Source organism: Variovorax sp. GW821-FHT09B01, assembly GCF_059418345.1.
In genome coordinates, this window is record NZ_JBWKPQ010000001.1 from 96,141 (window position 1) to 120,295 (window position 24,155).

Annotated in this window: 16 protein-coding genes; 9 read left to right on the forward strand and 7 right to left on the reverse strand. The window is 71.2% G+C overall.

Annotated elements, in window-relative coordinates; all coding sequences use genetic code 11:
- Positions 1-14: 14 nt before the first annotated feature.
- Together AC07RV_RS00440 and AC07RV_RS00445 are read right to left on the reverse strand one after the other, a co-directional pair.
- The gene (locus tag AC07RV_RS00440; RefSeq protein WP_296783861.1) at positions 15-1,457 is read right to left on the reverse strand and encodes a sensor histidine kinase; all 1,443 of its coding nucleotides are present in this window, start codon (positions 1,455-1,457) and stop codon (positions 15-17) included.
- Positions 1,450-2,136 (reverse strand): response regulator transcription factor, encoded by a 687-nt coding sequence (locus AC07RV_RS00445; RefSeq protein ID WP_208510203.1) that lies wholly within the window; start codon positions 2,134-2,136, stop codon positions 1,450-1,452. Before AC07RV_RS00445 ends, AC07RV_RS00440 begins: the two co-directional genes overlap by 8 nt.
- Before the next feature lie 182 nt (positions 2,137-2,318).
- On the opposite strand from AC07RV_RS00445, the gene AC07RV_RS00450 reads away from it, so the two are divergent.
- The 6 genes from AC07RV_RS00450 to AC07RV_RS00475 all read left to right on the forward strand — a co-directional run bounded on the left by AC07RV_RS00450 (position 2,319) and on the right by AC07RV_RS00475 (position 10,484).
- Complete coding sequence (locus tag AC07RV_RS00450) at positions 2,319-3,458, forward strand: efflux RND transporter periplasmic adaptor subunit (RefSeq protein WP_296783858.1); 1,140 nt, start codon at positions 2,319-2,321, stop codon at positions 3,456-3,458.
- The gene (locus AC07RV_RS00455) at positions 3,451-6,546 is read left to right on the forward strand and encodes an efflux RND transporter permease subunit (protein WP_296783856.1); all 3,096 of its coding nucleotides are present in this window, start codon (positions 3,451-3,453) and stop codon (positions 6,544-6,546) included. The genes AC07RV_RS00450 and AC07RV_RS00455 overlap by 8 nt, the downstream gene beginning before the upstream one ends.
- A 12-nt stretch (positions 6,547-6,558) precedes the next feature.
- Entirely contained in the window at positions 6,559-8,073 is a 1,515-nt protein-coding gene (locus AC07RV_RS00460; protein WP_296783854.1) for an efflux transporter outer membrane subunit, read from the forward strand.
- Positions 8,070-8,441: a RidA family protein gene (locus tag AC07RV_RS00465; protein ID WP_093345317.1), complete on the forward strand. Its 372-nt coding sequence runs from the start codon at positions 8,070-8,072 to the stop codon at positions 8,439-8,441. The genes AC07RV_RS00460 and AC07RV_RS00465 overlap by 4 nt, the downstream gene beginning before the upstream one ends.
- Positions 8,441-8,794, forward strand: a complete 354-nt coding sequence (locus tag AC07RV_RS00470; protein WP_296783851.1) for a hypothetical protein — start codon at positions 8,441-8,443, stop codon at positions 8,792-8,794. The genes AC07RV_RS00465 and AC07RV_RS00470 overlap by 1 nt, the downstream gene beginning before the upstream one ends.
- A 73-nt stretch (positions 8,795-8,867) precedes the next feature.
- Positions 8,868-10,484, forward strand: a complete 1,617-nt coding sequence (locus AC07RV_RS00475; protein WP_281077161.1) for a glycosyltransferase family 39 protein — start codon at positions 8,868-8,870, stop codon at positions 10,482-10,484.
- A 39-nt stretch (positions 10,485-10,523) separates the two neighbouring features.
- Here the strand turns inward: AC07RV_RS00475 and AC07RV_RS00480 are convergent, their stop codons facing one another.
- From AC07RV_RS00480 to AC07RV_RS00500, 5 genes are all read right to left on the reverse strand, one after another.
- Positions 10,524-11,915 carry a sensor histidine kinase gene (locus tag AC07RV_RS00480; RefSeq protein WP_208508161.1) on the reverse strand — a complete coding sequence of 464 codons (1,392 nt, stop codon included), beginning with the start codon at positions 11,913-11,915 and terminating at the stop codon, positions 10,524-10,526.
- The gene (locus AC07RV_RS00485) at positions 11,915-12,616 is read right to left on the reverse strand and encodes a response regulator (protein WP_208508160.1); all 702 of its coding nucleotides are present in this window, start codon (positions 12,614-12,616) and stop codon (positions 11,915-11,917) included. Before AC07RV_RS00485 ends, AC07RV_RS00480 begins: the two co-directional genes overlap by 1 nt.
- 64 nt (positions 12,617-12,680) lie before the next feature.
- Positions 12,681-14,243 carry an efflux transporter outer membrane subunit gene (locus tag AC07RV_RS00490; protein WP_296783841.1) on the reverse strand — a complete coding sequence of 521 codons (1,563 nt, stop codon included), beginning with the start codon at positions 14,241-14,243 and terminating at the stop codon, positions 12,681-12,683.
- Between the two features lie 16 nt (positions 14,244-14,259).
- Complete coding sequence (locus AC07RV_RS00495) at positions 14,260-17,394, reverse strand: efflux RND transporter permease subunit (RefSeq protein ID WP_296783838.1); 3,135 nt, start codon at positions 17,392-17,394, stop codon at positions 14,260-14,262.
- Positions 17,394-18,578, reverse strand: coding sequence for an efflux RND transporter periplasmic adaptor subunit (locus tag AC07RV_RS00500; RefSeq protein WP_492713613.1), 1,185 nt, complete (start codon positions 18,576-18,578; stop codon positions 17,394-17,396). Before AC07RV_RS00500 ends, AC07RV_RS00495 begins: the two co-directional genes overlap by 1 nt.
- Before the next feature lie 232 nt (positions 18,579-18,810).
- Here AC07RV_RS00500 and AC07RV_RS00505 point away from each other — a divergent pair, with 232 nt between their 5' ends.
- The 3 genes from AC07RV_RS00505 to AC07RV_RS00515 all read left to right on the forward strand — a co-directional run bounded on the left by AC07RV_RS00505 (position 18,811) and on the right by AC07RV_RS00515 (position 24,154).
- Positions 18,811-19,131 (forward strand): hypothetical protein, encoded by a 321-nt coding sequence (locus AC07RV_RS00505; protein WP_296783832.1) that lies wholly within the window; start codon positions 18,811-18,813, stop codon positions 19,129-19,131.
- A 199-nt stretch (positions 19,132-19,330) separates the two neighbouring features.
- Positions 19,331-20,227 (forward strand): hypothetical protein, encoded by an 897-nt coding sequence (locus AC07RV_RS00510; protein ID WP_296783829.1) that lies wholly within the window; start codon positions 19,331-19,333, stop codon positions 20,225-20,227.
- A 72-nt stretch (positions 20,228-20,299) separates the two neighbouring features.
- Complete coding sequence (locus AC07RV_RS00515) at positions 20,300-24,154, forward strand: patatin-like phospholipase family protein (protein WP_296783827.1); 3,855 nt, start codon at positions 20,300-20,302, stop codon at positions 24,152-24,154.
- Position 24,155: the final 1 nt, after the last annotated feature.

A 24,155-nucleotide genomic window follows, 5' to 3' on the forward strand; every position in this document is an offset into this window, starting at 1 on the left:
CCCATTCCGCACGGTCAGTGCGGGGTCAGCATGACCGGCTCCGCGGGCGTCGCGGCCAGCGGCAGCCGCAGCTCGAAGCGCGCGCCGCCGCCCGGCGCGTTCATGGCCTCGATGCGGCCGCCATGCACCTGCACCACGGCCTGCGACAGCGCGAGCCCGAGTCCCAGGCCCGGCGTGGCCTCGTCCGAACGCGCGCCGGCGCCGCGGTAGAAGCGCTCGAACAGGTGCGGCAGTTCGTCGCTGCGGATGCCCGGGCCGTGGTCGGCGACGCGGACCACGGCCTCGCCGCCGCCGGGCGGTGCGAACACGTCCACGTGCACGGTGCCGCCATCGGGCGAGAACTTCAGCGCGTTGTCGAGCAGATTGGCCAGCGCCAGGTTCGCGGCACCGCGCGCCACGCGGACCGCGACCGGCTCCATCAGCTCGAGCCGCAACCGGACGCCGCGCTCGCGCGCCATCGGCTCGAGGCGGCGCAGCGCCTCCTCGGCCAGCTGATCGAGCGCCACCGTCTCCGCGGCCTCGCGTTCCTGGCCCGCATCGATGCGCGCCAGCACCAGCAGTTCCTCCACCAGCAGCGTGAGCGATTCCACCTCGTCGAGCGCGGAGCGCAGGGTCTGGACGTAGACCGCCGGTTCGCGCGGCCGGCGCAGCGCGAGCTCGAGCTCGGTGCGCAGCCGCGACAGGGGCGAGCGCAACTCGTGCGAGGCATCGGCGGTGAAGCGCCGCTGCGCTTCCATGCCGTGCTCGATGCGCGCCAGCATCGCATTGAGCGTCTCGACGAGCCGGCCGACCTCGTCGGCGGTTCCGGGCGCCGGCAGGCGCTCGCTGAGGTTGGCGTCGCTGATGCGATGCGCCTGCTGCACCACGTCGTCGATGGCGCGGAAGGCGCGCCGCGTGATCAGCGTGCCGGCCAGGCCCAGCGCCAGCAGCAGCGTGCCGCCGAGCACGAGGAACAGCACGCTGGCCATCGCGACGGTGCGGTTGATGTCGTCGAGCGAGCCGGCCACCTGCACCGCCAGCGTCGCGTCGCGGCCCGGCACCGGCACCGAGACCATGCGCGTGGGTTCCTCGCCGAAGCCCTCGAGCGTCTCGAACACGGTCTCGCCCGCGGCGAGCCGCTCGCGCAGCAGCGGCGGGATCGGCAGCTGGGCCTCGCCCAGGTTGGCGCTGCGCGCGAGCACGCGGCCATCGGGGCCGACGATCTGCACCAGCCGGTCGAGCCGCACGAAGGAGGGCGCGCCGGGGCCGGAGGGTGCCTCGTGCACCGTGGCCGCGGTGCCCGGGCCGGCCGACAGCAGCATGCCGAGCTCGGTCTCGGCCAGCGCCAGCAGCGCGGCGTCGAGTTCGCGGTGCACGTTGCGCGAGAACACCGCGTAGGCGCCGAAGGCCGCGATGGCCATCACCACCACGGTCACGCCGACCTGCACCAGCACCAGCCGCCGGCGCAGGCTAAGCATGCGCGCCGTCCGCCGCCGCGAGCCGGAAGCCGCGCCCGCGCACGGTCTGGATCAGCGGCACCGCCGGCGCCGCATCGACCTTGCGGCGCAGGTTGCCCACGTGCACGTCGATCAGGTTGTCGATGCCGATCAGGTCGTCCTTCCACACCTGCTCGGCCAGCCGCGCGCGGCTCACGACCTCGCCGGCATGGCGCAGCAGCATGTGCAGGATCGCGAACTCCTTGCGCGTCAGGTCCAGCGCCGCGCCGCCGCGCCGCGCGCTCTGGCGCTGCGGGTCGAGGCTCAGGTCGGCCAGCGACAGGATCACGGGCCGCATGCTCTCCGGGCGCCGCAGCAGGGCGCGCACGCGCGCCAGCAGCTCGTCGAAGGCGAAGGGCTTGGTCAGGTAGTCGTCGGCACCGGTGTTGAGGCCGGCCACGCGGTCCTGCAGGGCATCGCGCGCCGTGAGCATCAGCACCGGCGTGCCGCAGCCGCGCCGGCGCAGGTCGCCGCACAGGGCCAGGCCGTCGCGGCCCGGCAGCATCCAGTCGAGGATCAGCAGGTCGTAGGTCTGGACGAAGGCCTTCTCGTCGCCCGCCTCGGCCGTGTGCACCGCATCGACGACGAAGCCTTCCTCCTCGAGGCCGCGCGCGAGCAGCCGGGCCGCCTTGCGGTCGTCTTCGATCAACAGGATTCGCATGGCGCGGATCATCCCGCCGCTACCTGACTGCCCGCTGCCCACGACCCGCGTGGCATCGATGCGTCGCGGTCGCGAACCTGAAGACGTCTTCAGGATTTCTTCGGGCGTTCTTCAGCCGCGCCTTTCTACGCTGCGGCACCGGCGAAGGCAACGGGCCGCATCGCCGCGACGCATCCACTGTCATGAAGAACTCCCTGCACAAGACCCTCCTCGCGCCCGCCGCCGCGGGCGTGCTGGCCTGCGCGGCCCTGTACGCGGTCTGGTTCCACACCGCCGCGCACGGCGCCCAGGCCACGGCCGCGCCCGCGCCGCTGCTGGTGCGCGAGGGCCACCGCCTCAGCATGCCCGCGGGCTCTCCCTTGCGCGAGCGGCTGCAGGTCGCCGCCGCCACCGAGGGCGCGCGTTCGCACGTGCTGAGCCTGCCCGCGACGGTGGAGGCGGACCCGGCGCGCACCGTCAACATCCTGCCGCCGCTGGCCGGGCGCCTGCTCGAGCTCAAGGTGCGCCTCGGCGATGCGGTGCGCGCCGGGCAGCTGCTCGCGACGATGGCCTCGCCCGACCTCGCGCAGGCCGTGGCCGACGCGCAGAAGGCGCGCGATGCGCTCGCGCTGGCCGAGCGCGCGCTCGCGCGGGCGCAGGGCGTGAACGAGGCCGGCTCCAACGCGGCCAAGGACGTGGAGGCGGCGCGCAGCGCGGTGGTGCAGCAGACGGCCGAGCTGCGGCGCAGCGAAGCGCGCCTGCACGGCATCGGCGCGAGCGCCGGCGACGACCGCGTGCTGCGCATCGTCGCGCCCATGGCCGGCACCGTCACCGCGCTGAATGCCGCGAGCGGCGCGGTGCTCAACGACGCCAACGCGGCGCTGATGACCGTCTCCAACCTTGAGCGCGTCTGGGTCACGGTCGGCGTGCCCGAGGACCTGCTGGGGCTGGTCGCGGCGGGCCAGGTCGCGACGGTGACGCTGGCCTCGCAGCCGGGGCGCCGGTTCGCGGGCCAGGTCGCCTTCGTGAGCGCGGCGCTCGATGCCGACACGCGCCGGGCCCGGGCGCGGATCGTGTTCGCGAACCCCGAGGGCGTGTTCAAGCCCAACATGTACGCGAGCGCCGCGCTCGAGCTGCCGCAGGCCGCGCAGCCGCAGGTGCCGAGCTCGGCCCTGCTGATGAACAACGACAGCGTGAGCGTGTTCGTCGAGGTGCAGCCATGGACCTTCGAGCGGCGCGCGGTCGAGCTCGGGCGCGAGGACGGCGACCGGGTGCGCATCCGCGGCGGCCTCGCGGCCGGCGAGCGCGTGGTGGTCCGTGGCGGCGTGCTGCTCAATGATTAATCTCGTCATTTCCCAGTTCCTGCGCCGCCGGCACCTGGCCTGGGCGCTGTCGGTCGCGCTGGTGCTGTTCGGCGCCTGGTCGTGGACGCAGATGACCGTCGAGGCCTATCCCGACCTCGGCGACGTCACGGTGCAGGTGACGACGCAGGTCAACGGCCTGGCTTCGGAAGAGATGGAGCAGCAGATCACCACGCCGCTGGAGCGCGCGCTGAGCAACACGCCGGGGCTGGCCTCGATCCGCTCGAGCAGCACCTTCGGCCTGTCGCTGATCACGCTGACCTTCAAGGACGGCACCGACGACTACTTCGCGCGCCAGCGCGTGACCGAGCGCATCGGGCAGGTCAGCCTGCCGGCGGGCGCGCAGCCCGCGCTCGGGCCGGTGGCGGGGCCGGCCGGCGAGATCTACCGCTACACGCTCGAGTCCGACCGCATGAACCTGATGGAGCTGTCGGAGCTGCAGCGCTGGAAGGTGATCCCGGCCCTCAAGCAGGTGGCGGGCGTGGTCGACGTCAACAACTTCGGCGGCTTCACGCGCGAGTTCCAGCTCGAGCTCGATCCCGCGCGGCTGCAGGCGCACGGGCTGGTGCTCAACGACGTGGTGTCGGCGATCAACAACGGCAGCGCCAACGCGGGCGGCGGGCGCATCGCGCGCGGCGAGCAGAGCTACGTGGTGCGCGGCATCGGCCAGATCCGCTCGCTCGACGACCTGGGCGCGGTGATGGTGTCGAACAGCGGCGGCGCGCCGGTGCTGGTGAGCGACCTCGGGCGGCTGCAGTTCGGGCACCAGGAGCGCGGCGGCATCCTGGGCAAGAACACCGACCCCGACACGATCGAGGGCATCGTGCTGATGCTCAAGTACGAGAACCCCTCGCGCGTGCTCGAGGGCGTGCACCGGAAGATCGACGCGCTGCAGGCCGAGCTGGCCCCGCTGGGCGTGCGCATCGTGCCCTACATCGACCGCGACGACCTGGTGAAGCTCACGGTCGACAAGGTGACGCACACCGTGCTCGAGGGCATGGCGCTGGTGTGCTTCGTGCTCATCCTGTTCCTCGGCAGCCCGCGCAGCGCGGTGGTCGCGGCGATGGCCATCCCGATGTCGCTGGTGACGGTGTTCATCGTGATGCACTTCACCCGGATGCCGGCCAACCTGTTCTCGCTCGGCGCGATCGACTTCGGGATCATCGTGGACGGCGCCATCGTGGTGATGGAGGCGATCCTGCGGCGGCGCGAGGAGGAACCGAACGCCACGCTCACCGAGGGCAACATCCTCGAGACCGTGAGCCACGTGTCGGGGCCGATCTTCTTCGCCACGCTGATCATCATCACGGCCTACTTCCCGCTGTTCGCCTTCGAGCGCGCCGAGGGCAAGCTGTTCCGGCCGATGGCCTTCACGGTCGGCTACGCGTTGGTCGGCGCGCTGCTGTGCGCGCTCACGCTGATCCCGAGCCTGGCCTACGTGGCGCTGCGCAAGCCGCGGCGTCCCTTCGTCAACCGGCCGCTGCTGTGGCTCACCGCGGCCTACCGGCGCGCGCTCGACCTGCTGCTGGGGATGCCCGCCATCGCCTACGGCCTGGGCGTGGCCGCGCTGCTGGCGGTGGCCGTGCTCGGCGCCACGGCCGGGCGCGAGTTCCTGCCCGACATCGACGAGGGCGCGCTGTGGCTGCAGGTGCAGCTGCCCTCGGGCCTGTCGCTCGACAAGGCCAGCGAGATGGCCACCGAGCTGCGCCACGTGCTGCTCGAGTACCCGGAGGTCTCCTACGTGGTCACGCAGCTGGGCCGCAACGACGACGGCACCGACCCCTGGACGCCCTCGCACATGGAGGTGCCGGTGGGCCTCAAGCCCTATGCCGAATGGCCCGCGGGCATGCACAAGGCCGACTTCGTGCGCATGCTGGGCGAGCGCTTCGCGCGCATGCCGGGCTTCGACGTGGGCATCAGCCAGCCAATCATCGACGGCGTGAACGACGCCGTGGGCGGCGCCCACAGTCCGCTGGTGCTGCGCATCTACGGCGACGACCTCGCGGAGAGCCGGCGCATCGGCAACCGGATCGTCGAGCTGCTGGGCACGGTGCGCGGCACGGCCTCGGCCTCGCTGTTCCAGGAGCCGCCGATCCCGCAGGTGGTGATCCGGCTCGACCGCGAGGCGGCCGCGCGGCTGGGCGTGAGCGCGGCCGACGTGGCGGGCCTGGTGCAGACCGGCATCGGCGGCGCGCCCGTCATCACGGTGTATGCGGGCGCGCGCACCTACAACGTGTCGGTGAAGCTGCCGGCCAGCGCCAAGGGCGGTACCGAGGCCATCGGCGCGTTGCTGCTCAACGGCGCCAACGGTGCGAAGGTGCCGCTCGCTCAGGTGGCCGACATCCGGCTGCAGACAGGCGAGAGCACCATCTCGCACGAGATGAACGAGCGCCAGATCACGGTGCGCGTGGACAACCGCGACCGCGACCTGGCCTCCTACCTCGAGGAGGCGCGCGCGCGCATCGCGAAGGAAGTGCCCTTCGATCCCGCGAAGTTCCGGCTGCAGTGGGCCGGCCAGTTCGAGAACCAGCAGCGCGCGCAGGCGCGCCTGGGCGTGTCGCTCGCGATCGTGGTCGCGATCATGGCGGTGCTGCTGTTCTTCCAGTTCGGCAAGATCCGGCACGTGGCGCTGATCCTCGGCGTGGTGCCCATGGCCACGCTCGGCGGGCTGATCGCGGTCCACCTCGCGGGCGAGACGCTCAACATGGCGACCGCGGTGGGCTTCATCGCGCTGTTCGGCGTGTCGATACAGAACGGGATCATCATGGTCGCGAACTTCCGCCGCGTGCGCGGCGAGGGGCTGGCGCTGCGGGCCTCGGTGCTCGAGGGCGCGACCGAGCGGCTGCGCCCGGTGCTGATGACGGCCTCGGTGGCCTCGGTCGGCATGCTGCCCGCGGCGCTGGCCACGGGCGTGGGCACCGACGTGCAGCGCGGGCTGGCCACGGTGGTGGTCGGCGGCCTGGTGGTGTCGACCCTGCTCACGCTGTTCATCCTGCCGGCCTTCTACTACGCGATGGAGCGGCTGTTCGAGCGCAAGGGCTGGGGCGTGCGCTCGCGGCGCGATCGCTAAGGGGAGAGAACGATGAACAAGAGCATTCCCGCCGCGTTGGCCGTCGCGCTGTGCCTGGCCGGCTGCGCGGCCGGTCCCGACTACGCGCGCCCGCCGCTCGATCTGCCCGCGCGCTACACGGCCGCGCCGCCGCTGGCCGAGGCCGGCGAGGGCGTGCCGCTGCCGCGGCTGGCGCCCGGCCTCGACATCCCGGCCCAGTGGTGGGCCGCCTTCCACAACGAGCCGCTGAACGCGCTGGTGGCGCAGAGCCTGGCCGGCAATCCCGGCGTGGAGGCCGCCGACGCGGCGCTGCGCGCGGCACGCGAGAACGAGGCGGCCCAGCGCGCGGCCTTCTGGCCCGTGCTGACGGCCGGGCTGGCGCCCACGCGCCAGCGCGTGGCGAATGCGGTCGCGAGCCCGGTGTCGTCGAACGCGAGCCTCTACACGCTGCACACGGCGCAGCTCAACGTGAGCTATGCGCCCGACGTGTTCGGCGCCACGCGCCGGCAGGTCGAGGGCGCGCAGGCGCAGACCGAGGCGCAGCGCTTCCAGTTGCTCGCCGCGCGGCTCACGCTCAGCAGCAACGTGGTGGCGGCCGCGATCGCCGAGGCCTCGCTGCGCGCGCAGCGGCGTGCCACGCTGGCGATCGCCGAGAGCCAGGCGCAGGCGCTGCAGGCCTATCGCCGCCAGCTCGCGCTGGGGCAGGTCGCGCAGGCCGACGTGGAGGCGCAGGCTGCCCTGCTGGCCGCGACCGAGGCCGCCGTGCCCGCGCTCGACAAGCAGCTCGCGCAGCAACGCAACCAGCTGGCGGTGCTCGGCGGCCACTACCCGAGCGAGGAGGTGGCCGCGCGCTTCGAGCTCGACACGCTGGCACTGCCCACCGAGCTGCCGCTCGCGCTGCCCGCCCTGCTGGTCGAACACCGGCCCGACGTGCGCGCCGCCGAGGCCCAGCTGCAGGCCGCGAGCGCGGCCATCGGCGTCGCGGTGGCGGCGCGGCTGCCTGCCGTGACGCTGAGCGCGAACCTCGGTTCCTCGGCCTACACCTTGTCGCAGCTGTTCCATTCGCCCGCGATGTTCTGGACCGTCGCGGCCGGCGTCGCGCAGCCGCTGTTCGATGCCGGTGCGCTCGGGCATCGCGAGGCGGCCGCGCGCGCCTCGTTCGACGAAGCGGCGGCGCAGTACCGCGCGACCGTGCTCTCGGCCTTCCAGGACGTGGCCAACACGCTGGCCGCCATCGATGCCGACACGCGCGCGCTGCAGGCATCGGTGCGGGCCGAGCGCACCGCCGCGCAGGCGCTCGCGCGCACCCGCGCGCAGCTGCAGTGGGGCGATGCCAGCGCGCTGGCGCTGCTGCTCGCGCAGCAGCAGCAGGCGCAGGCCGAGATCAACCTCGTGCAGGCGCGCGCGCAGCGGCTCACCGACGCGGCCGCGCTGTTCCAGGCGCTCGGCGGCGGCTGGTGGAACGCGCCCGCCGATCCACGGCCACCGGCGGCTGCCCCCGTCGCTTCTTCCTCGTCGTCTTCTTCTTCTTCGACCGCAACGCCATGAACATCAGCCGCCACGAGATGGGCCCGCGCTTCAGCGAGATGGTGACCGTCGACCTCGGCGCAGCCCGCCTGCTCTACCTGTCGGGGCAGGTGGCGGAGAACCCCTCGCTCGACGTGACCGGCCAGATGCGCCAGATCCTGCGCCAGATCGACGACCTGCTCGGCCTCGAGGGCGCCACGCGCGAGAACCTGGTCAGCGTGACGATCTACCTGCGCACGGTGGGCGACTACGCCGCGATGAACGCGGTGTGGGACGAATGGGTGCCGGCGGGCCACACGCCGGCGCGCGCGACCGTGGGCGCGAGGCTGATCGATTCGGAGTACCGCGTGGAGATCCAGGCCACGGCCGCGGTGGGAGCGCGCGGCTGATGCGCGGCCTCGGCTGCGCGCTGGCGGCATGCCTGTTCGCGCTGGCCGGCTGTGCCGGGCTCGCGGCCAGCCATGCCGACTTCGTGGCCGGCTGGCGCACCGGGCGCGTCGAGGCCCTGGGCCGCGCCGGCGAACTCGCGCGCGGCATGTACCGCGACTGCGCGCCGCGGGCCGGTGCGGACGAACCCTATGCGGTCGTGCGCTATCACGACGGCGGACTGCGCACGCGCGCGCTCGGCACCACGCGCCTGCCGCCGGACCTGCGCGTCGGCGACACCGTGCGCGTCGACGTGCTCGATTGCAATGCGCCGCTGGAGCTGCTCTCGCGGCCGGCGCCCGCCGACGCGTCGTGAGGGCCCGGTGACGCACGCGCAACGGCGCGCGAAGTCAGGCGGCGGTGGGGTGCGGTCCCTATAAATCCCGCCCATGACTTCCGGATCGACGCCCGTGCCGGGCCGCTTTCTTCCCGCCGCCGCCGCGGCACGCGAGCCGATCGAGCGCTGGGTGCCCGCGCTGCTCGTCGCGCTGGTGCTGGCGTGGGCCTGGCCGATGGTGGCGCTCGATGTCACGCCGCCCTGGGACAACGTGGAGGAGCTGTTCTGGAGCGGCAGCCTGCAGTGGGGCTACTACAAGCATCCGCCGCTGCCGAGCTGGCTCTTGAGCCTGCCGGTGGCGCTGCTCGGCCGGCAGCCGTGGCTGACCTACGTGGCCGGCGTGGGCTGCGGCGTCGGCGCGCTCTACCTGCTGTGGCGCTGGTCGCGCGAGATGATGACGCCGGCGCGCGCCGCCTTCGCGCTGCTGCTGGGCACGCTGGTCACCTACCACGTGCAGCGCGCGGTGGTCTACAACCACAACACGGTGCAGCTGCTGCCGCTCGCGGGCTACTGGTGGATGCTGTGGCGCGTGCTGCGGCCGGCCGGAAGCGGCCGCGCCGACTGGGTCTGGCTCGGGCTGTTCGCGGCCCTGTCGATGCTCACCAAGTACAGCGCGGCGGTGCAGTTCGCCGTGGGCCTGGGCTTCGTGGTCCGCCAGGGCCTGTGGCGCGACGCGCGCGTGCGGCGCGACCTGCTGCTGGCCACCGGCCTCGCGTTGCTGCTGCTGTCGCCGCACCTGTGGTGGGTGCTGCAGCATGGCGACACCACGGTGCTCTATGCGCGGCACTCGGTCCATTCGGTGCATGCACCCGGCAGGCACCTGCTGCCCCGGCCGGTGTTCGTGCTGCTGGTCCAGCTCGCGCGGCTGTCGCCGATGCTGCTGTTCATCGGCTGGGCCTGGTTCGCGCAGCGGCGCGAAGCGGCCACGCAGCGGGCGCCGCTGCCCGCCGCATTCGACCGGCGCTTCCTGGCCTGGGCGACCCTCGGTCCCACCGTGCTGGTGCTGGTCGCTTCGGCCTTGCTGCATTCGCGGCTGATTCCGGCCTGGCTCACGACCTTCTTCCTGCCGCTGGGCGTATGGGCGGCCGCCTCGCTGCCATGGCTCGACGTGGAGCGCTGGAGCCGGCGCCGCTGGCAGGCCGTGCTGGCGGTGGCGGGGCTGCTGCACATCGCCACCGCCTGGGGCTATGCCGGGGTCGACGGCGTCTGGAGCGCGCGGACCGGCCGCGCCACGCGCGCCAACCTGCCCTCGCAGCGGATCGCCGCCGCGGTCGAGGCGACATGGCGCGATCGCATGGGCGAGCGTCCGCTGACGCTGCTGGTCGGCGATACCTGGTTCGCGGGCGCCGTCGCGCTGCGGATGGATCCCGGCGTGCGTCTGCTCATCGACGGCGACGAGCGGACCTCGCCCTGGCTGGCACCGGGCGTGCTGGCGCGCGAGGGCGGCATGGTGCTGATGCTCGACACGCGGCCGTTCCAGGCCGAGGGGCCGTTGCTCGAGCCCTTGATGAAGACCGTGGATTGCGCCGGCAGCATGGAGCTGCCCTGGACCGGCGAGGGGCCCGAGCGCCGCGTGCGCCTGCGCTGGGGCATCGTGCTGGCGGAGAACGAACGGGGCGCGCCGGGCATCGCCTGCGGGCACGATCCGCAGGCGAGCGCCGCGCGCTGAGCCGGCCGCCGCGCGCCGAACTCGCTCGGTACTCAGTGCTCAGTGCCCGGCCGGAAAGCGCAGCGTGATCGCGAGGCCGCCCCAGGCGCTGTCCGACAGCGCGACCGTGGCGCCGTGCATCGCGACGATATCGCGCACGATCGCCAGCCCCAGGCCGCTGCCGTCGCCGGTCGCATCGCGGCCGCGCACGAAGCGTTCGAGCACGGCCTCGCGTTCGTCCTCGGGAATGCCCGGTCCCGAGTCGCTCACGCGCAGCGCGGGTGGATCGCTCTCGAACTCCACCAGCACGCGCCCGCCCGGCGGCGTGTAGCGGATCGCGTTGTCGAGCAGGTTGCTCAGCGCGTCGGCGATCAGCTCGGGCTGCACCGCGACGCACACCGGCCGCTCGGGCGCCGCGAGTTCCAGCTCGATCGCGCGCGCCGAGGCCTGCTCGATGTGGGTGGCGCCCACGTCCTGCGCCAGCGCGACGAGGTCGATGCGGCGCCGGTCGAGGTCGGCGCGCGCCTCGGGGTCGAGGGCGCCGAAGGTCAGCAGCTGCTGCACCAGCCGGCCCGAGCGCTGGATCGAGCCGCCGAGCTCGTCGACGATGCGCCGCATCGCCTGCGGATCGGGCGTCTCGCTGGCACGCGCCAGCCCGAGCTGCAGGCCGGTCAGCGAGGTGCGCAGCTGGTGCGCCGCGGTCGCGGCGAACTGCCGCTCGCGCGCCAGCATGGTCCGGATGCGCGCGAGCAGCTCGTTGTGCGAGCTCGCGAAGGCCTGCAGCTCGCGCGGCACTTCGTCCACGCCGATGGGATCGAGCGAGGCATGCGAGCGCTCGTTCCAGCGCGTGGCGATGGCCTGCAGCGGCCGCACCGTGCGGCGCACCGCGATCGCGATGGCCAGCGCGGCCGCCACGACCAGCGCGACGACGGGCCACAGCAGCACCCAGAGTTCCTGCTCGGCGCGATGGCGCTTGGTCAGCGTCTCGCCCATCAGCATCGTGACCGGCGCGGCGCCGGGCCGTGTCAGCTCGACGCGCACCACGCGCACCGGCTGGCCCAGGTACTCGGCATCGAAGGCCTCGCCGCGGCGGTAGCCGACGCGGCTGCTGCCGTGGTCGGGCAGGCCGGGTTGCCCGGCCAGCAGGCGGTCGGACTGCGTGACGCTGAACCAGTTCTGGTCGATCTCGTCGAACAGCAGCATGGCCTTGAGCTGCGGCGACATGTCGATCGCCGCGATGCCCCGGTCGTCGTAGCGCAGCAGCGCGATGCTCGAGCGCGCGGCATCGAGCAGCCAGCGATCGAACACGCGCTCGATCACCGCGTGCGTGTAGTGGAGGCCGAAGCCGCCCGCCACGGCCATCATCGTGATCAGCGGCAGCATCAGGCGCAGCAGCAGTTCGCGCCGCAGCCAGCGGATGCGGCGCGGCGGTTGTGGCGTTATCGCTTCCATCAAGCCTCCTGCGCGCCGGGAGCGGCCGCGTCGAGCACCAGCATGTAGCCGAAGCCGCGCACGGTGCGCACCTGCACGCCCGCGTCGACCAGCTTGCGGCGCAGGCGCGAGACGTAGATCTCGGAGGCGCTGTCGCCGAGCTCGATGTTGCGCTCGGCGAGCGCATCGACCAGCGCGCGCTTGGCGACCAGCCGCGGCGCGCGCTGCATCAGCAGGCCCAGCACCTCGAACTCGCGCGGCGCCAGCTCGAGCACGCGGTCGTCCACGTAGGCCCGGCCCAGGTCGCCGCGCCAGGTCAGCCGGCCATAGTGCAGATGGTCGCCGCGCGCCACCTGGGCGCGGCGGCCGAGCACCTCGATGCGCGCATCGAGCTCCTCGGGCGCGAAGGGCTTGACCAGGTAGTCGTCGGCGCCGCCCTGCAGGCCCAGCACGCGGTCGGCCACGCGGCTGCGCGCGGTCAGGATCAGCGCGGGCGTGAGGCGGTCGCGCTGGCGCAGTCGCCGCAGCCAGTCCAGGCCGTCGCCGTCGGGCAGGTTGAGGTCGAGAACGATGAGCTCGAAGTCCTGCACGTCGCGCTCGGCCAGCGCGCGGTCGGCCTCGGCGAGGTCGCCGCAGCCGCGCACCACCCAGCCGCGCTGGCGCCAGCGCAGTTGCAGTTCCCGCGAGATCACGGGGTCGTCTTCGATCAGCAGCAGGAGCATCGCGGTGCGAGGCGGCGGGACGCGGGGGCGGAGGGGCCGCCATTGTCGGCCAGCGGCGGCGCGTTCACGACGTCGGCGCGCGTTGCCACCAGCCGCCGCCCGAGGCCTGGAACAGCGCGGCGCTGTCGCCCAGGCGCGCGGCCTGCGCCTGCACGCGCGCGAGCATCGCCTGGTCGTGGGCCTGCTGCGCATTGAGCAACGCGAGGCGGTTGACGTCGCCGAGCCGCAGCTGGCGGCGCACCAGCTCCAGCCCGCTGCGGGCCTTCTCCTCGGCCAGCGCCGCGTCCTGCAGCGATTGCGCGTTGGCCTGGATCGACTGCAGCGTGTCGGCCACGTTCTGCAGTGCCGCGATCACGGTCGCGCGGTACTGCGCATCGGCCTGGCGCAGCCCTTCCTCGGCCGCGCGCTGGCGGTGTTCGAGCGTGCCGCCGTCGAACAGGGTCTGCCCGACATTGGCCGCGAGGCTGAAGAAGCGCCCCGACTTCAGGAACATCTCGCCGAGCCGGCTGGCCGCGCCGCCCCAGCTCGCATCGATGGAGAACTGCGGCAGCCGGTCGGCCACCGCCACGCCCACCTGCGCGCTGGCGGCATGCAACTGCTCCTCGGCGGCGCGGATGTCGGGCCGCTGCTCGACCAGGCGCGAGGGCAGGGCCAGCGGCAGTTCGCGCGGCAGCACCAGCGCATCGAGGTCGAAGTCGATCGCGAGGTCCTCGTCGGGGCCATCGCCGGCCAGCGCGCGCAGCAGGTTGCGCGTCTGCTCGCGCTGCTTGCGCAGCGGCGGCAACTGCTGGCGCGCCTGCGCGAGCGCGAGTTCCTGCTGCGCCAGGTCCTGCCGCGCCGCGTAGCCGGCGCGCAGCTGGCGCTGCACCAGCGCCACCGCCTGCTCGTTGGCCTCGACGATGCCTTCGGCGATCGCGAGCTGCCGGCGCAGCAGCGCCTCCTGGATCGAGGCCGCCACCAGGTTCGAGGCCAGCGTGAGGCGCGCCGCCTCGAGCTGGTAGTGCTGCATCCGCGCCTGCGCCTCGAGGCTCTCGAGCTGCCGCCGCTGGCCGCCGAAGATGTCGGGCGCATAGCCGACCGTGAGCTGCGCGGTGTGGAAGTTGTAGATCACCGGCGCGTTGAAGGGCGCGCTGCCGCCCTCGCTGGCCGGCGTGCCCTGGTAGGTGGAGATCACGCGGCCATTGCCCTGCACGCCCGGCGAATTGCCGCCGAGGTTGCCCGCGATCTTGGTGCGCGCGGGCGAATAGCCGATGCCGACCGTGGGAAAGAAGAAGCCGCGCTGCGCGTAGACGTTCTCCTGCGCCGCGCGCAGCGCGGCCTGCGCGGCCTCGAGCGTGGGGCTGCGCGCGAGCGCGCGCGAGATCAGCGCGTCGAGGCGCGGCGAGCCGAACAGCGTCCACCAGTCGGCCTGGATGTCGCGGCCCGGCGCGAAGCGCTGCGCGTCGCCGCCGGGCACCGGTGCCGACGCGGTGTCGAGCGGCAGCGCCGACGGCGCATAGCCGGTGGCCGCGGGCGGATCGGGGCGCCGGAAATCGGGGCCGACCGTGCAGCCGGCCAGCAGCGCCGCGCAGGCCAGCGCGAGTGCCGATCGAACGCGGGGATAGAACAAGGCGGGGGCGTACGTCATCGCGGGCTCCGGTGCATCAGGGCGCGGCCGCCGGGCGCGCCTCGCGCGCCTGCTGCGGCTCGTCGTAGAAATCGCCGAAGCGGCGGATCGCCACCGGCAGCACCAGCAGCGTGAACAGCGTGCCGGTGACGATGCCGCCGACGATCACGCAGGCGAAGGGCCGCTGGGTCTCGCTGCCGATGCCGTGCGAGAGCGCGGCCGGCAGCAGGCCCAGGCCCGCCATCAGCGCCGTCATCAGGATCGGGCGCAGCCGCGTCGTCGCGCCTTCGACGATCGCCGTCGCGACCGCCGCGCCCGAGCGCACGCGCGCCATGATCTCCTCGACCATGATCACGCCGTTCTGCACCGAGATGCCTGCCACCGCGATGAACCCGACCGCGGCCGAGACCGACAGGTGCAGGCCCGCAAGCCCGAGCGCGGCCAGCCCGCCGACCAGCGTGAACGGCACCATGCCCAGCACCAGCGAGGCCAGCCGCACCGAGCGGAAGGCCCAGAACAGCAGCGAGAAGATCAGCAGCGCCGTGAACGGCACGATCACCGCGAGCCGCGCCGCGGCCCGCTGCGAGTTCTCGAACTGACCGCCCCACACCAGCTGGTAGCCCGGCGGCAGCGCGACCTGGCGCGCCACGGTGCGCTGCGCCTCCTCCACGAAGCTGCCCTGGTCGCGGCCGAGCAGGTTGACCTTGACGATGACCATGCGCGAGCCCGACTCGCGGAAGATGCGCGAGGCGCCCTGGCGCACCTCGACGTTCGCGACCTCGCCCAGCGAGATGGTGCCGGGGCCGTTGCCGACCTGCGTGCCGGCCACGGCGAGCTGCAGTCCGCGCACCGCGTCCACGCTGTCGCGGTGCGGCTGCGCGAGCCGCACCACCACGTCGAAGCGGCGGTCGGCGTCGTAGAAGCTGGTGGTCGAGGCGCCCGACATCGACTGGCCGATGGCGTTGTCGACGTCGTTGACCGTGAGGCCGTAGCGCGCGAGCCGCGCGCGGTCGGGCGTGACGACCAGCTCGCTCTGCCCGCCGATGCGCGTGCTGTCCACGTCGGTGGCGCCGGGGATGGCGCGCAAGGTGGTGGCCACCTTCTCGCCGAGCTCGTCGAGGATGTCGAGGTTGTTGCCGATCACCTTCGCGACGATCTCGCCGCGAAAGCCCGACAGCGACTCCTCGACGTTGTCCTGGATCACCTGCGAGAAGTTGGTGCTGATGCCGGGGATGTCTTCCAGCTTGGCGGACATGTCGGCGATCAGCGCCTCCTTGCCCGCGAAGCGCCAGCCCGAGCGCGGCTGCAGGTCGACCAGGATCTCGAGGTTGTTCGGCCCCTTCGGGTCCGAGCCGTCGTCGGGCCGGCCGACCTGGCTGATCAGCCGCGCCACCTCGGGGTACTCGAGCAGGGTGGCGCGCACGCTGCGTTCCACCTGCTTGGTGGTCTCGAGCGCGGCCGAGGTCGGCAGCGTGATGGTCAGCCAGATGTTGCCCTCGTCGAGCTTGGGCAGGAACTCGCTGCCCAGCCGCGGTGCCAGGCCCAGCGCGAGCGCCAGGGGCAGCGCCGCGAGCCACAGCGTGCGGCCCGCATAGCGCATGGTCGCCGCGAGCAGGCCGCGGTAGCGCGCCTGCAGCCAGTCCAGCCAGGGCTTGTGCTTCTCGGCCAGGGTGCGGCGCTGCAGCACCGTGGCCAGCAGCGCGGGCAGGTGCGTGAAGGTCAGCAGCACCGCGCCGAGCAGCGCGAAGCTCAGGGTCAGGGCCACCGGCGTGAAGATCTTTCCCTCCACGCGCTGGAAGGTGAAGATCGGCACGAAGGCCAGGATGATGATCGCCTTCGAGAACAGCACCGGGTGCGCGAGGTCGCTCACCGTGTGATGCAGCACGCCCAGCCGCTGGTGGCGCGCCTCGGGCGAATCGGCGTCGAGCGCGCTCTTGGCCGCGAGCCGCACCATCAGCGCCTCGACGATCACGACCGCGCTGTCGATGATGATGCCGAAGTCGACCGCGCCCAGCGAGATCAGGTTGGCCGACACGCCGCGCGCGGTGATCAGGATGAAGGCGAACAGCAGGGCCAGCGGGATCACGGTGGCCACCACCAGCGCCGCGCGCCAGCTCGAGAGGAAGATCACGAGCACCGCCACCACCAGCAGCGCGCCCACCACCAGGTTCTCGACCACCGTGGCGACCGTGTGGTGCACGAGCTGCGTGCGGTCGTAGATCGGCACGATCTTCACGCCGGCCGGCAGGCGCGGCTCGAGCTGCGCGATGCGCTGGCGCAGCTCGGCATTGATCTTCGCCGGATCGCCGCCCTTGGTCATCGAGACGATGCCCTCGACGATGCTGTCGCGCTCGCCGGCCGCGGCGATGCCCAGGCGCGGGCGCTCGCCCTCGCGCACCTGCGCCAAGTCGGCCACCGTCACGGGCCGGCCCTGGCGCGAGGCGACCACCGCCGCGCGGATGTCGGCGAGGCTGTCGAACAGCCCGCTGGCGCGCACCACCAGCGAGGTGTCGCCGCGGCGCATCAGCCCGCCGCCCGCGCTGCCGTTGGCATTCGAGACGGCCTGGCCGAGCTGGTCCAGCGTCACCTGGTACTTGCGCAGCGCCACCGGGTCGACCTCGATCTGGAACTCCCTGAGCGCGCCGCCGAAGGTGACGATGTCGGCCACGCCGGGCGTCATGCGCAGGAAGGGGCGCACGGTCCAGTCCTGCAGCGTGCGCGCTTCCACCTCGGACAGGCCCGGCGCCTCGAGCGTGTAGCGGTAGATCTCGCCGACGGCCGTCGACAGCGGCGCGAGTTGCGGCTGCACGCCGGTGGGCAGGTCGACGGTCGAGAGCTTCTCGAGCACCTGCTGGCGCGCGAAGTAGTCGTCGGTGCCGTCGGCGAAGGTCAGGGTCACGATCGACAGGCCGGTCATGGTGACCGAGCGCACGTTCGACAGCCGCGGGATCCCCGCCACCTCGCGCTCGATCGGCAGCGTGACCGAGCGCTCCATGTCCTGCGGCGCCGCGCCGGTGCGCTGCGAGATCACGCGCACCTGCACGTCCTGCACGTCGGGGAAGGCCTCGATCGGCAGGTTCGAGGCCGCGTAGCCGCCGAAGCCCACGAGCGCCGCGACCAGTACGAACACGAAGACGCGCTGTGTCAGCGCGAAGGAGATGAGCCGCTGCATCACGGCCGCTCGCCCGTGCGGGTCGTCAGCTCGGCGTCGAGCAGCAGCGCGCCCGCCGTGACCACGCGCTCGTTGCCCGCCAGGCCCTCGCGCACGTAGCTGGTGTCGCTGCCCTGCGCCAGCAGTTCGACCTGGCGGCGCCGGAACGCGCCGGGCGACTCCTCGACGAACACGTAGCTGTGCACGCCGCGGTTGACCAGCGCCTCGTTGGGCACGCGCACGCCGCTGCCGTCTTCCTGCAGCAGTTGGGCGCGCACGAACATCTCGGGCAGCAGTTCGAGCCCGGCGTTGTCCAGCTGCGCGCGCACCGGCACGCGCCGGGTGTTGGTGTCGACCGCATGGCCGACCTGGCGCACCGTGGCGGCGAAGCGCCGGCCCGGATAGGCATCCGACTCCACGCTCACCGCGCTGCCCAGCTTGATCCGGCCGAGCAGCCGCTCGGGCAGGTCGATCATCAGCCACAGCCGCCGCGGATCGGTGACCACGAACAGCGGCGCCGCCATGCCCGGCGCGACCTCGAGCGCCGGCGTGGCCGTGCGCTCGGCGACCAGCCCGTCCATCGGGCTGACCAGCTGCAGGCGCTGGCCTTCGCCGCGCAGCCCGCGCGGATTCATGTTCTGCAACCGCCGGCGCGCACGCTCCACTTCTTCCAGCGCCTGCGCATGGTCGGCCTCGAGCGCCTCGAGGTCCTTGTGCGCGATGGCATCGCCCGGCGCCAGCTCGCGCCCGCGTTCGGCCGCGAGTTGCTTGCGCTTCTCGTCGGCCAGCGCCTTGCCGAGGTCGGCGCGCGCGGTGCCGTAGTCGGGCGAGTCGATGTCGGCCAGCACCTGGCCGGCACGCACGCTGTCGCCGGGGCCCACGCGCAGCGCCACGATGCGGCCCGAGAAGCCGACGCCGATGCGCGCGGTCGCGTCCTCGTCGTAGACCAGGCGCGCGCTCAGAGGTTCGGCCAGGGGCAGCGGCACGCGCGGCATGGCGTCGGTGCGGATCATCGCGAGCTGGGCCGCGCCCTTCGGGTAGCGCAACTGTTCGGGATCGGCAGCGCTGCTCGCACCGGCAGGCGGCGGGGGCGGCGCGGCATCGGATCGCGGTGAGCGCCAGACGAGCAATGCCGCGCCGGCGAGCACCAGCGAGGCAAGAAGGACCAGGAGGACCCGGCGGGAGGCAGGAGGACGCAGGCTCATCGGTGCGGCGGTACGTACGGACCGACCGTGCGGGCACGACGTCGGAGAAGGAGGGAGCCGACCAGCCTAGGCCGCGAAGCTTTCGGGAAGCTATCTATCCACGGGCGGCGCTCCGGCAATCGCCACCGGCTTGCGAATGCGCGGTCGATGCGCGATCCTGAAAGGCAGGCCATCGTGCGCTGCCCGCCGCGGCCATGGCCGCCCCTTCGTCAACGGAACCCTTTCCAGAACCATGAGCAAACTGGACCTCAGGCAGGTCGAGCTGCGCCGGCTGCTGTCGGACGCACGGCCCACGCAGGTCTTCGAGGACCTGCTGCAGCGCGGCCTGGTCGCCTGCCGGCAGGACTTCGGCTCGCTGCTGCTCGAGGTCTTCCCGAAGATCGATTCGACCGTGGTCGCCATGCTCTGGCGCTGGCGGCGGGACGGCGAATGGCATCCGGCGCTGTCGGATGCGCATGTGGATTCGCAGGTCAGGCGGCTGCTGGCGGAGGCGGGGTACTTCGATGCGGTGCTGCAGGCGGTCGGCAGCAAGAAGATGGACGGGCCGAACTGACATGGACGCCGAATCGCGGAGGTGCGAAAAAAATCAACTCCCTCATGGCGGAGGCCATTGAGTCGCATGCGCGTGTCGCGGGCTTGATCGACATCTCGCATTCATGCCGAAACCACCGAAAGCCGGAGCACATCCCTATTTCGGATCCGGGCTCGATGAAATATGCTGCACGCATTCCAATGAGCGAGGAGTCGAGCGAATGCCGTACCTTCTGCCTGTTCCGGTAGGCCACTACCTCGACCCGAACCAGCCATTCCCGCTCGACCCATACAACTGGCAATTCCTCGCGGAGGGAGACTCCTGGTTCTCGATCACCGATGAGGTGCTGAACAACCGGAACCTGCTGCCTTGTCTTCATTTCCCCAAGGCGGCCGCGGCGATCAATTGCGCAGCCCCTGGCGACATCGCAGGGAAGATGTTCAAGCGCAACCCGCAGTTCAAGATGCTTCTGCAGCAACGCTGGTGGCTCGCGATCCTGGTGTCCGCGTCGGGCAACGACCTCATCGATGCGATCAACGTCACGCCGAACGACTCCACGGGCCAGCTTCGTCCGGCTCGGGAGCGGATTCTTCTCACCAAGGCGGAGGCGATCGACGCATCGGATCCCCATGCCTATGTCAGCGAGGCCGGCATGAACGCGCTGGCGGGTTATCTGCTGTGGTGGTTCGCGAGCCTGGTCGAGTGGCGGGATGCGGGCCAGAGCAAGGGGCGCCCTGTCTTCCTGCATACCTACTCGGTGCCCGTCGCGCGCCCGGCAGGTGTGCCCGGAAAGTCCAAGGGCTGGCTCCATCCCGCCTTGGTCAGGAATGGCGTGCCGAAGGATCTGCACCAGGGCGTGACCGACATCGTGTTCGGAAAACTGCGGCTGTTCCTGCTCGGCCTCGATACGGATGCCAGGAGCGGATACCGGCTCCCGAACGTGCATGTGTTCGACTCCGCCGCGATCCCCCTCGATCAGGCGGACCCGGACGCCACGGGCCCGAGCGGAGACTGGGTCAACGAGATCCACCTGCGCACCTCCGGTGCGGAAAAGCTCGGCCAACCGTTCTCTTCGTTCATCCTGCAGAGGTTCAGCCGCTACGGCATGCCCGGGTAGGTCCGCAGCCTTGGTGCGCGGCCGCTTTCTCCGCGCCTGGATCCGATCATCCTCATCGAGGCGGAGGTGAACATGGAGAAGGAAAAGTCCGTCGAACGCCTGGACCGGCTGGTGGAGCGTCGACGCAGGCAACTGGCGCGGGCACGAGGCGCGAATGCGGCGGGAAGGGAGAGTGCCCCGCAAGGCAGTGGCGAGATCTGGGGACTGGCCTTGTCCGGGGGAGGAATCCGCAGCGCGACTTTCTGCTTCGGTGTATTGCGTGCGCTGGCGCAGCACAAGTTGCTTCTGCGCTTCGACCTGCTCTCGACGGTGTCGGGCGGCGGCTACGTGGGCGGGATGCTCGGCAGGCTCTTCGACCGGGCGACGGTGCCGGACGACGTCGTGAAGGTCGAGGATTCGATGGCCGGCGCCGAGACGCGCAGGTTCGGATGGTGGTTGCGCTCCAATGGCCGATACCTCGCGCCCGGCGGTGGCGCCGACCGTCTGTTCGCGCTGGCGCTGTACATGCGCAATCTCCTCGGCATTCACGTAGAGCTCGCGCTCGTCGGCCTGCTGATCGGCCTCTTGATCACCGGCCTCGATCTCGGCGTGTGGGCGGTGCTGGACCGCATGGGGTATGCATCCTCATCCGTGTTCGATCATCTTCGCGGCCTCGAGCCGTGGTTGCCCACAGCCTGGTTGCTCGCGCCCATTCCGGCGGCGATCGCGGCGCGCTACGCCTTGGCCTATTGGCAACTGCCCTGGGCCACTCGATCGGATGGGGCCGCGCTCGCCTGGTGGTGGGGCGTCGCCGCGTCGGCCCTCGGCGTCGCGAGCTTCATGTACCTTTACTGGTTCCCACGCAGCGCCGCCATCGCCCAATCCTTTCGCGACGCCATCGCCGCCGTCATCCTGGCGATCTGGCTCGTCGGTCTTTGGGCCGTGCCATTGGCGCGAAGCATCGGGTTGCGGGAGGGGTCGATCGACCGGGCGAGGAATGCGATGACCACGAGCCTCGCCACCTGGGGCATGCTGACTGCAGCGGTGCTCGCGGCGGGAATCGTCGATCGGCTGGCCTGGCGGGTCGCTTTCGAGGCCTCGCTGACCCTGGACCTGGGGCTTGCGCTGGGCCTGGCGGCGGTGCTGCTGCGCGGCATCCTGCCCGCGATCGCCGCCTCCGGCACGCGGGCTCCCCGAATCTCCGCGTTCGCCGGCACGGTGGCGCGCTTCGCCGGCATCCTGCTGGCATTCGCGCTCCTGGTGTGGTGGATCGCGGTGATCCACAAGACGATCGCCAGCACCGTCTTTACGGACAGGGAGCTCACGTTCAGCAATGCGCTGGCGCCGATCCTTCTCGCTTCCGTGATCCTGGGCGCGTACATGCTCTTGTCGGGGTCGAACCTCGAATTCCTGAATCTGTCCTCGCTGCATGCCTTCTATCGCGCGCGGCTCGTCAGGAGCTACCTCGGAGCGGCCAACGGCGCGCGCTTCGACAGGTCGCCGCTCGATGGCGCTCTCGAGCCGATGGAGCGGTGGGCGCATACCGCGCCCGTGGGTTCGAACGTCGGCGAAGTTCACGGAGACGACGACAGGTTTCTCAAGAACTACAAACCGCAGCGTTTCGGTGGTCCGATCCACCTGATCAACGTCTGCATCAACCAGACCGCCGATCCCAAAGGCGCGCTCTTCAATCAGGACCGAAAGGGCCTGTCGCTGACCATCGCTTCAGGCGGACGCTCGCAGGTCAGCCAGGAAGGCTGGACCGTGAGCAGCGGTCTTCGCGAAAGAGGGCTCGGAACCTGGATGGCGGTGTCGGGTGCGGCAGTATCCCCGGGGCTCGGATACCGGACCAGCCGAGGTCTTTCTGCGCTTCTGACCTTTGCCGGCATCCGGCTCGGCTTCTGGCTCACCGAGGCGGCACGCAACGGCAGAGCCGCGGGATTCCTCGCCCTCGGAAAGACGTGGAGCCTGCTTCGCGAGACCTTCGGCATCTTCGACGGGGCTCGCGGCAAGGACTGGTTCCTGTCGGACGGCGGCCATTTCGAGAACACGGGGGCCTACGCGCTGCTGGCGGAGAGGGCCAAGGTCATCGTGCTCGTCGACTGCGGTGCCGACCCCGAGTACCAGTTCCATGATCTGGAGAACCTGGTGCGCCGGGCGCGCATCGACCTTGGCGCCGACATCAAGTTCCAGAGACCCGTCTTCTCGAGTGCCACGAACGCCGTCGAAGCGCAGCAGAAAGCTCCTGCGGGATGGCCGTCGCAAATGACGTATTTCGGCTCGCTCAACGATCTGGTGTCGCCGGACAGCACGGCCTGCCTAGCGATCGCCAAGGTCGAGTATTCGGAAGACCGATCCCAGGGGTTGCTGATACTGATCAAGCCCAACATGTGCCAAGGCCTGGGCATGGACCTCATCAACTACAAGGCGCAGTGCCCCGACTTTCCCCAGCAGAGCACCGGCGATCAGTTCTTCTCGGAGGCCCAGTGGGAAAGCTATTTCCAGCTGGGAAACTTTCTCGCGGAGAAGCTCGAGCCGAAATTTCTGAAGTCGCTGATCGCGGATCCAGGCCTCTACTTCGAAGAGGATATCTTCCCCGTCAAGGGCAAGGATTCGGCGGCGACGCCCGAAAAGCCCAAGGAAAGCGCGGACTCGAAATCGGGCGCCGAGGACAAGGAGAAGACGCGGCGTCTACCCACCCGCATCAACGTTGCGGCGGTGGGTGCAACCCTGGGCCTGGGCGCGGCTGCCACGGTGGGCATCTCGCTGTGGCAAGCGCTCGACAGCGCCCGCGTGGCCGAAGCGAATCAGGTCAAGTCGCGGCGCGAGGCCATGAAGGAGCTGACGGAACTGTGGTCCAGGCTGCCTCCTCTTCCCGTCGATCAAACGCTGCTGGCGGAGGTGAACCAGGCCCGATCGGAGGCCTCTGATATCCGCACGGGCAATCTGGAGCGTGGTGCTTCGGATCCGTATTCGGCACTGGCGGCGGCGATCGTTCGAACCTCCGACAGCCTGTGCCCTGGGGACGAGGCCGGATGGCTCAAGCGGTCCGAACTCGGCAATCACATCGTGACGACGGCGGTCTCCGCCTGCCAGCTCCTGGTCACTCCCAAGACGCCGGCATGCATCGCACTGCTCGAGGCCGACAATCCCACGGTACGGAGCAATCTCCCGGGCTGCCTGCGATACGACGACAAGTTGCTTCCAGCGGCGCAGGTCAGGTACTGGGGCTACGACTACACGATGGATGCGGCCGTGGGAACCATGCACCCCTGCGATCCGCAGCTGGCCAAGCTCGCGGAGGATGAAAAGCTCCATGAGAGAGAAAGAGCGAAGCTGAAGCTTCGCCAGGCAGGAGATCGACCGGACACGCAAAAGCCGTGCAATTGGCAATCCTCGCCTGTGAGCAGCCCGCCGCCGACAGACACACCGAAACTTTCCACGGAGTCCGTCTCGGAGGTGCAGCCGACCCAGCCACCACTTCCTTCCGCGTCTCCACCGGCGAGTGCTTCCGCACAGCCTGCATCCTCCGCCGCTTCGGCTGCGAATCGGCCGAGCAACCTGCCCGCGATAGACAGCAACATCTGCCGCCGCAAGACGGTGTACGTGCAGATCTACGGGCCTGCGCAACGCGATGCCGTGAGGAAGTTCCGACCCGTATGGCAAGCCCTGGGGGCGAGCGTTCCTCCGATCGAGAACGTCAACGATGCGGCAAGGCGCGCCGGCAGGCCCGATCCGAAACCGGTCGGCTCGACCATCGTGCGATATCACGACGAGGGCAGCCGTGCCTGTGCCGATGCGATCTCCCAGAACGCGTCAGGCAATGAGAAGCCTCCCAACTGGAAGGTCGAACGTCTGTCCGCGCGGCTCCAACCGACACCCGGAAACATCGAGGTATGGATAGCGCCCGACGATCCAATCGTCGCGAAGCCTGTGCTGACGCAATAGG

Excerpts from the sequence above, each read along its gene's own strand:
- AC07RV_RS00440 (WP_296783861.1), bottom strand. The coding sequence starts at position 1,457 with ATGCTTAGCCTGCGCCGGCGGCTGGTGCTGGTGCAGGTCGGCGTGACC.
- AC07RV_RS00445 (WP_208510203.1), bottom strand. The coding sequence starts at position 2,136 with ATGCGAATCCTGTTGATCGAAGACGACCGCAAGGCGGCCCGGCTGCTC.
- AC07RV_RS00450 (WP_296783858.1), top strand. The coding sequence starts at position 2,319 with ATGAAGAACTCCCTGCACAAGACCCTCCTCGCGCCCGCCGCCGCGGGC.
- AC07RV_RS00455 (WP_296783856.1), top strand. The coding sequence starts at position 3,451 with ATGATTAATCTCGTCATTTCCCAGTTCCTGCGCCGCCGGCACCTGGCC.
- AC07RV_RS00460 (WP_296783854.1), top strand. The coding sequence starts at position 6,559 with ATGAACAAGAGCATTCCCGCCGCGTTGGCCGTCGCGCTGTGCCTGGCC.
- AC07RV_RS00465 (WP_093345317.1), top strand. The coding sequence starts at position 8,070 with ATGAACATCAGCCGCCACGAGATGGGCCCGCGCTTCAGCGAGATGGTG.
- AC07RV_RS00470 (WP_296783851.1), top strand. The coding sequence starts at position 8,441 with ATGCGCGGCCTCGGCTGCGCGCTGGCGGCATGCCTGTTCGCGCTGGCC.
- AC07RV_RS00475 (WP_281077161.1), top strand. The coding sequence starts at position 8,868 with ATGACTTCCGGATCGACGCCCGTGCCGGGCCGCTTTCTTCCCGCCGCC.
- AC07RV_RS00480 (WP_208508161.1), bottom strand. The coding sequence starts at position 11,915 with ATGGAAGCGATAACGCCACAACCGCCGCGCCGCATCCGCTGGCTGCGG.
- AC07RV_RS00485 (WP_208508160.1), bottom strand. The coding sequence starts at position 12,616 with ATGCTCCTGCTGCTGATCGAAGACGACCCCGTGATCTCGCGGGAACTG.
- AC07RV_RS00490 (WP_296783841.1), bottom strand. The coding sequence starts at position 14,243 with ATGACGTACGCCCCCGCCTTGTTCTATCCCCGCGTTCGATCGGCACTC.
- AC07RV_RS00495 (WP_296783838.1), bottom strand. The coding sequence starts at position 17,394 with ATGCAGCGGCTCATCTCCTTCGCGCTGACACAGCGCGTCTTCGTGTTC.
- AC07RV_RS00500 (WP_492713613.1), bottom strand. The coding sequence starts at position 18,578 with ATGAGCCTGCGTCCTCCTGCCTCCCGCCGGGTCCTCCTGGTCCTTCTT.
- AC07RV_RS00505 (WP_296783832.1), top strand. The coding sequence starts at position 18,811 with ATGAGCAAACTGGACCTCAGGCAGGTCGAGCTGCGCCGGCTGCTGTCG.
- AC07RV_RS00510 (WP_296783829.1), top strand. The coding sequence starts at position 19,331 with ATGCCGTACCTTCTGCCTGTTCCGGTAGGCCACTACCTCGACCCGAAC.
- AC07RV_RS00515 (WP_296783827.1), top strand. The coding sequence starts at position 20,300 with ATGGAGAAGGAAAAGTCCGTCGAACGCCTGGACCGGCTGGTGGAGCGT.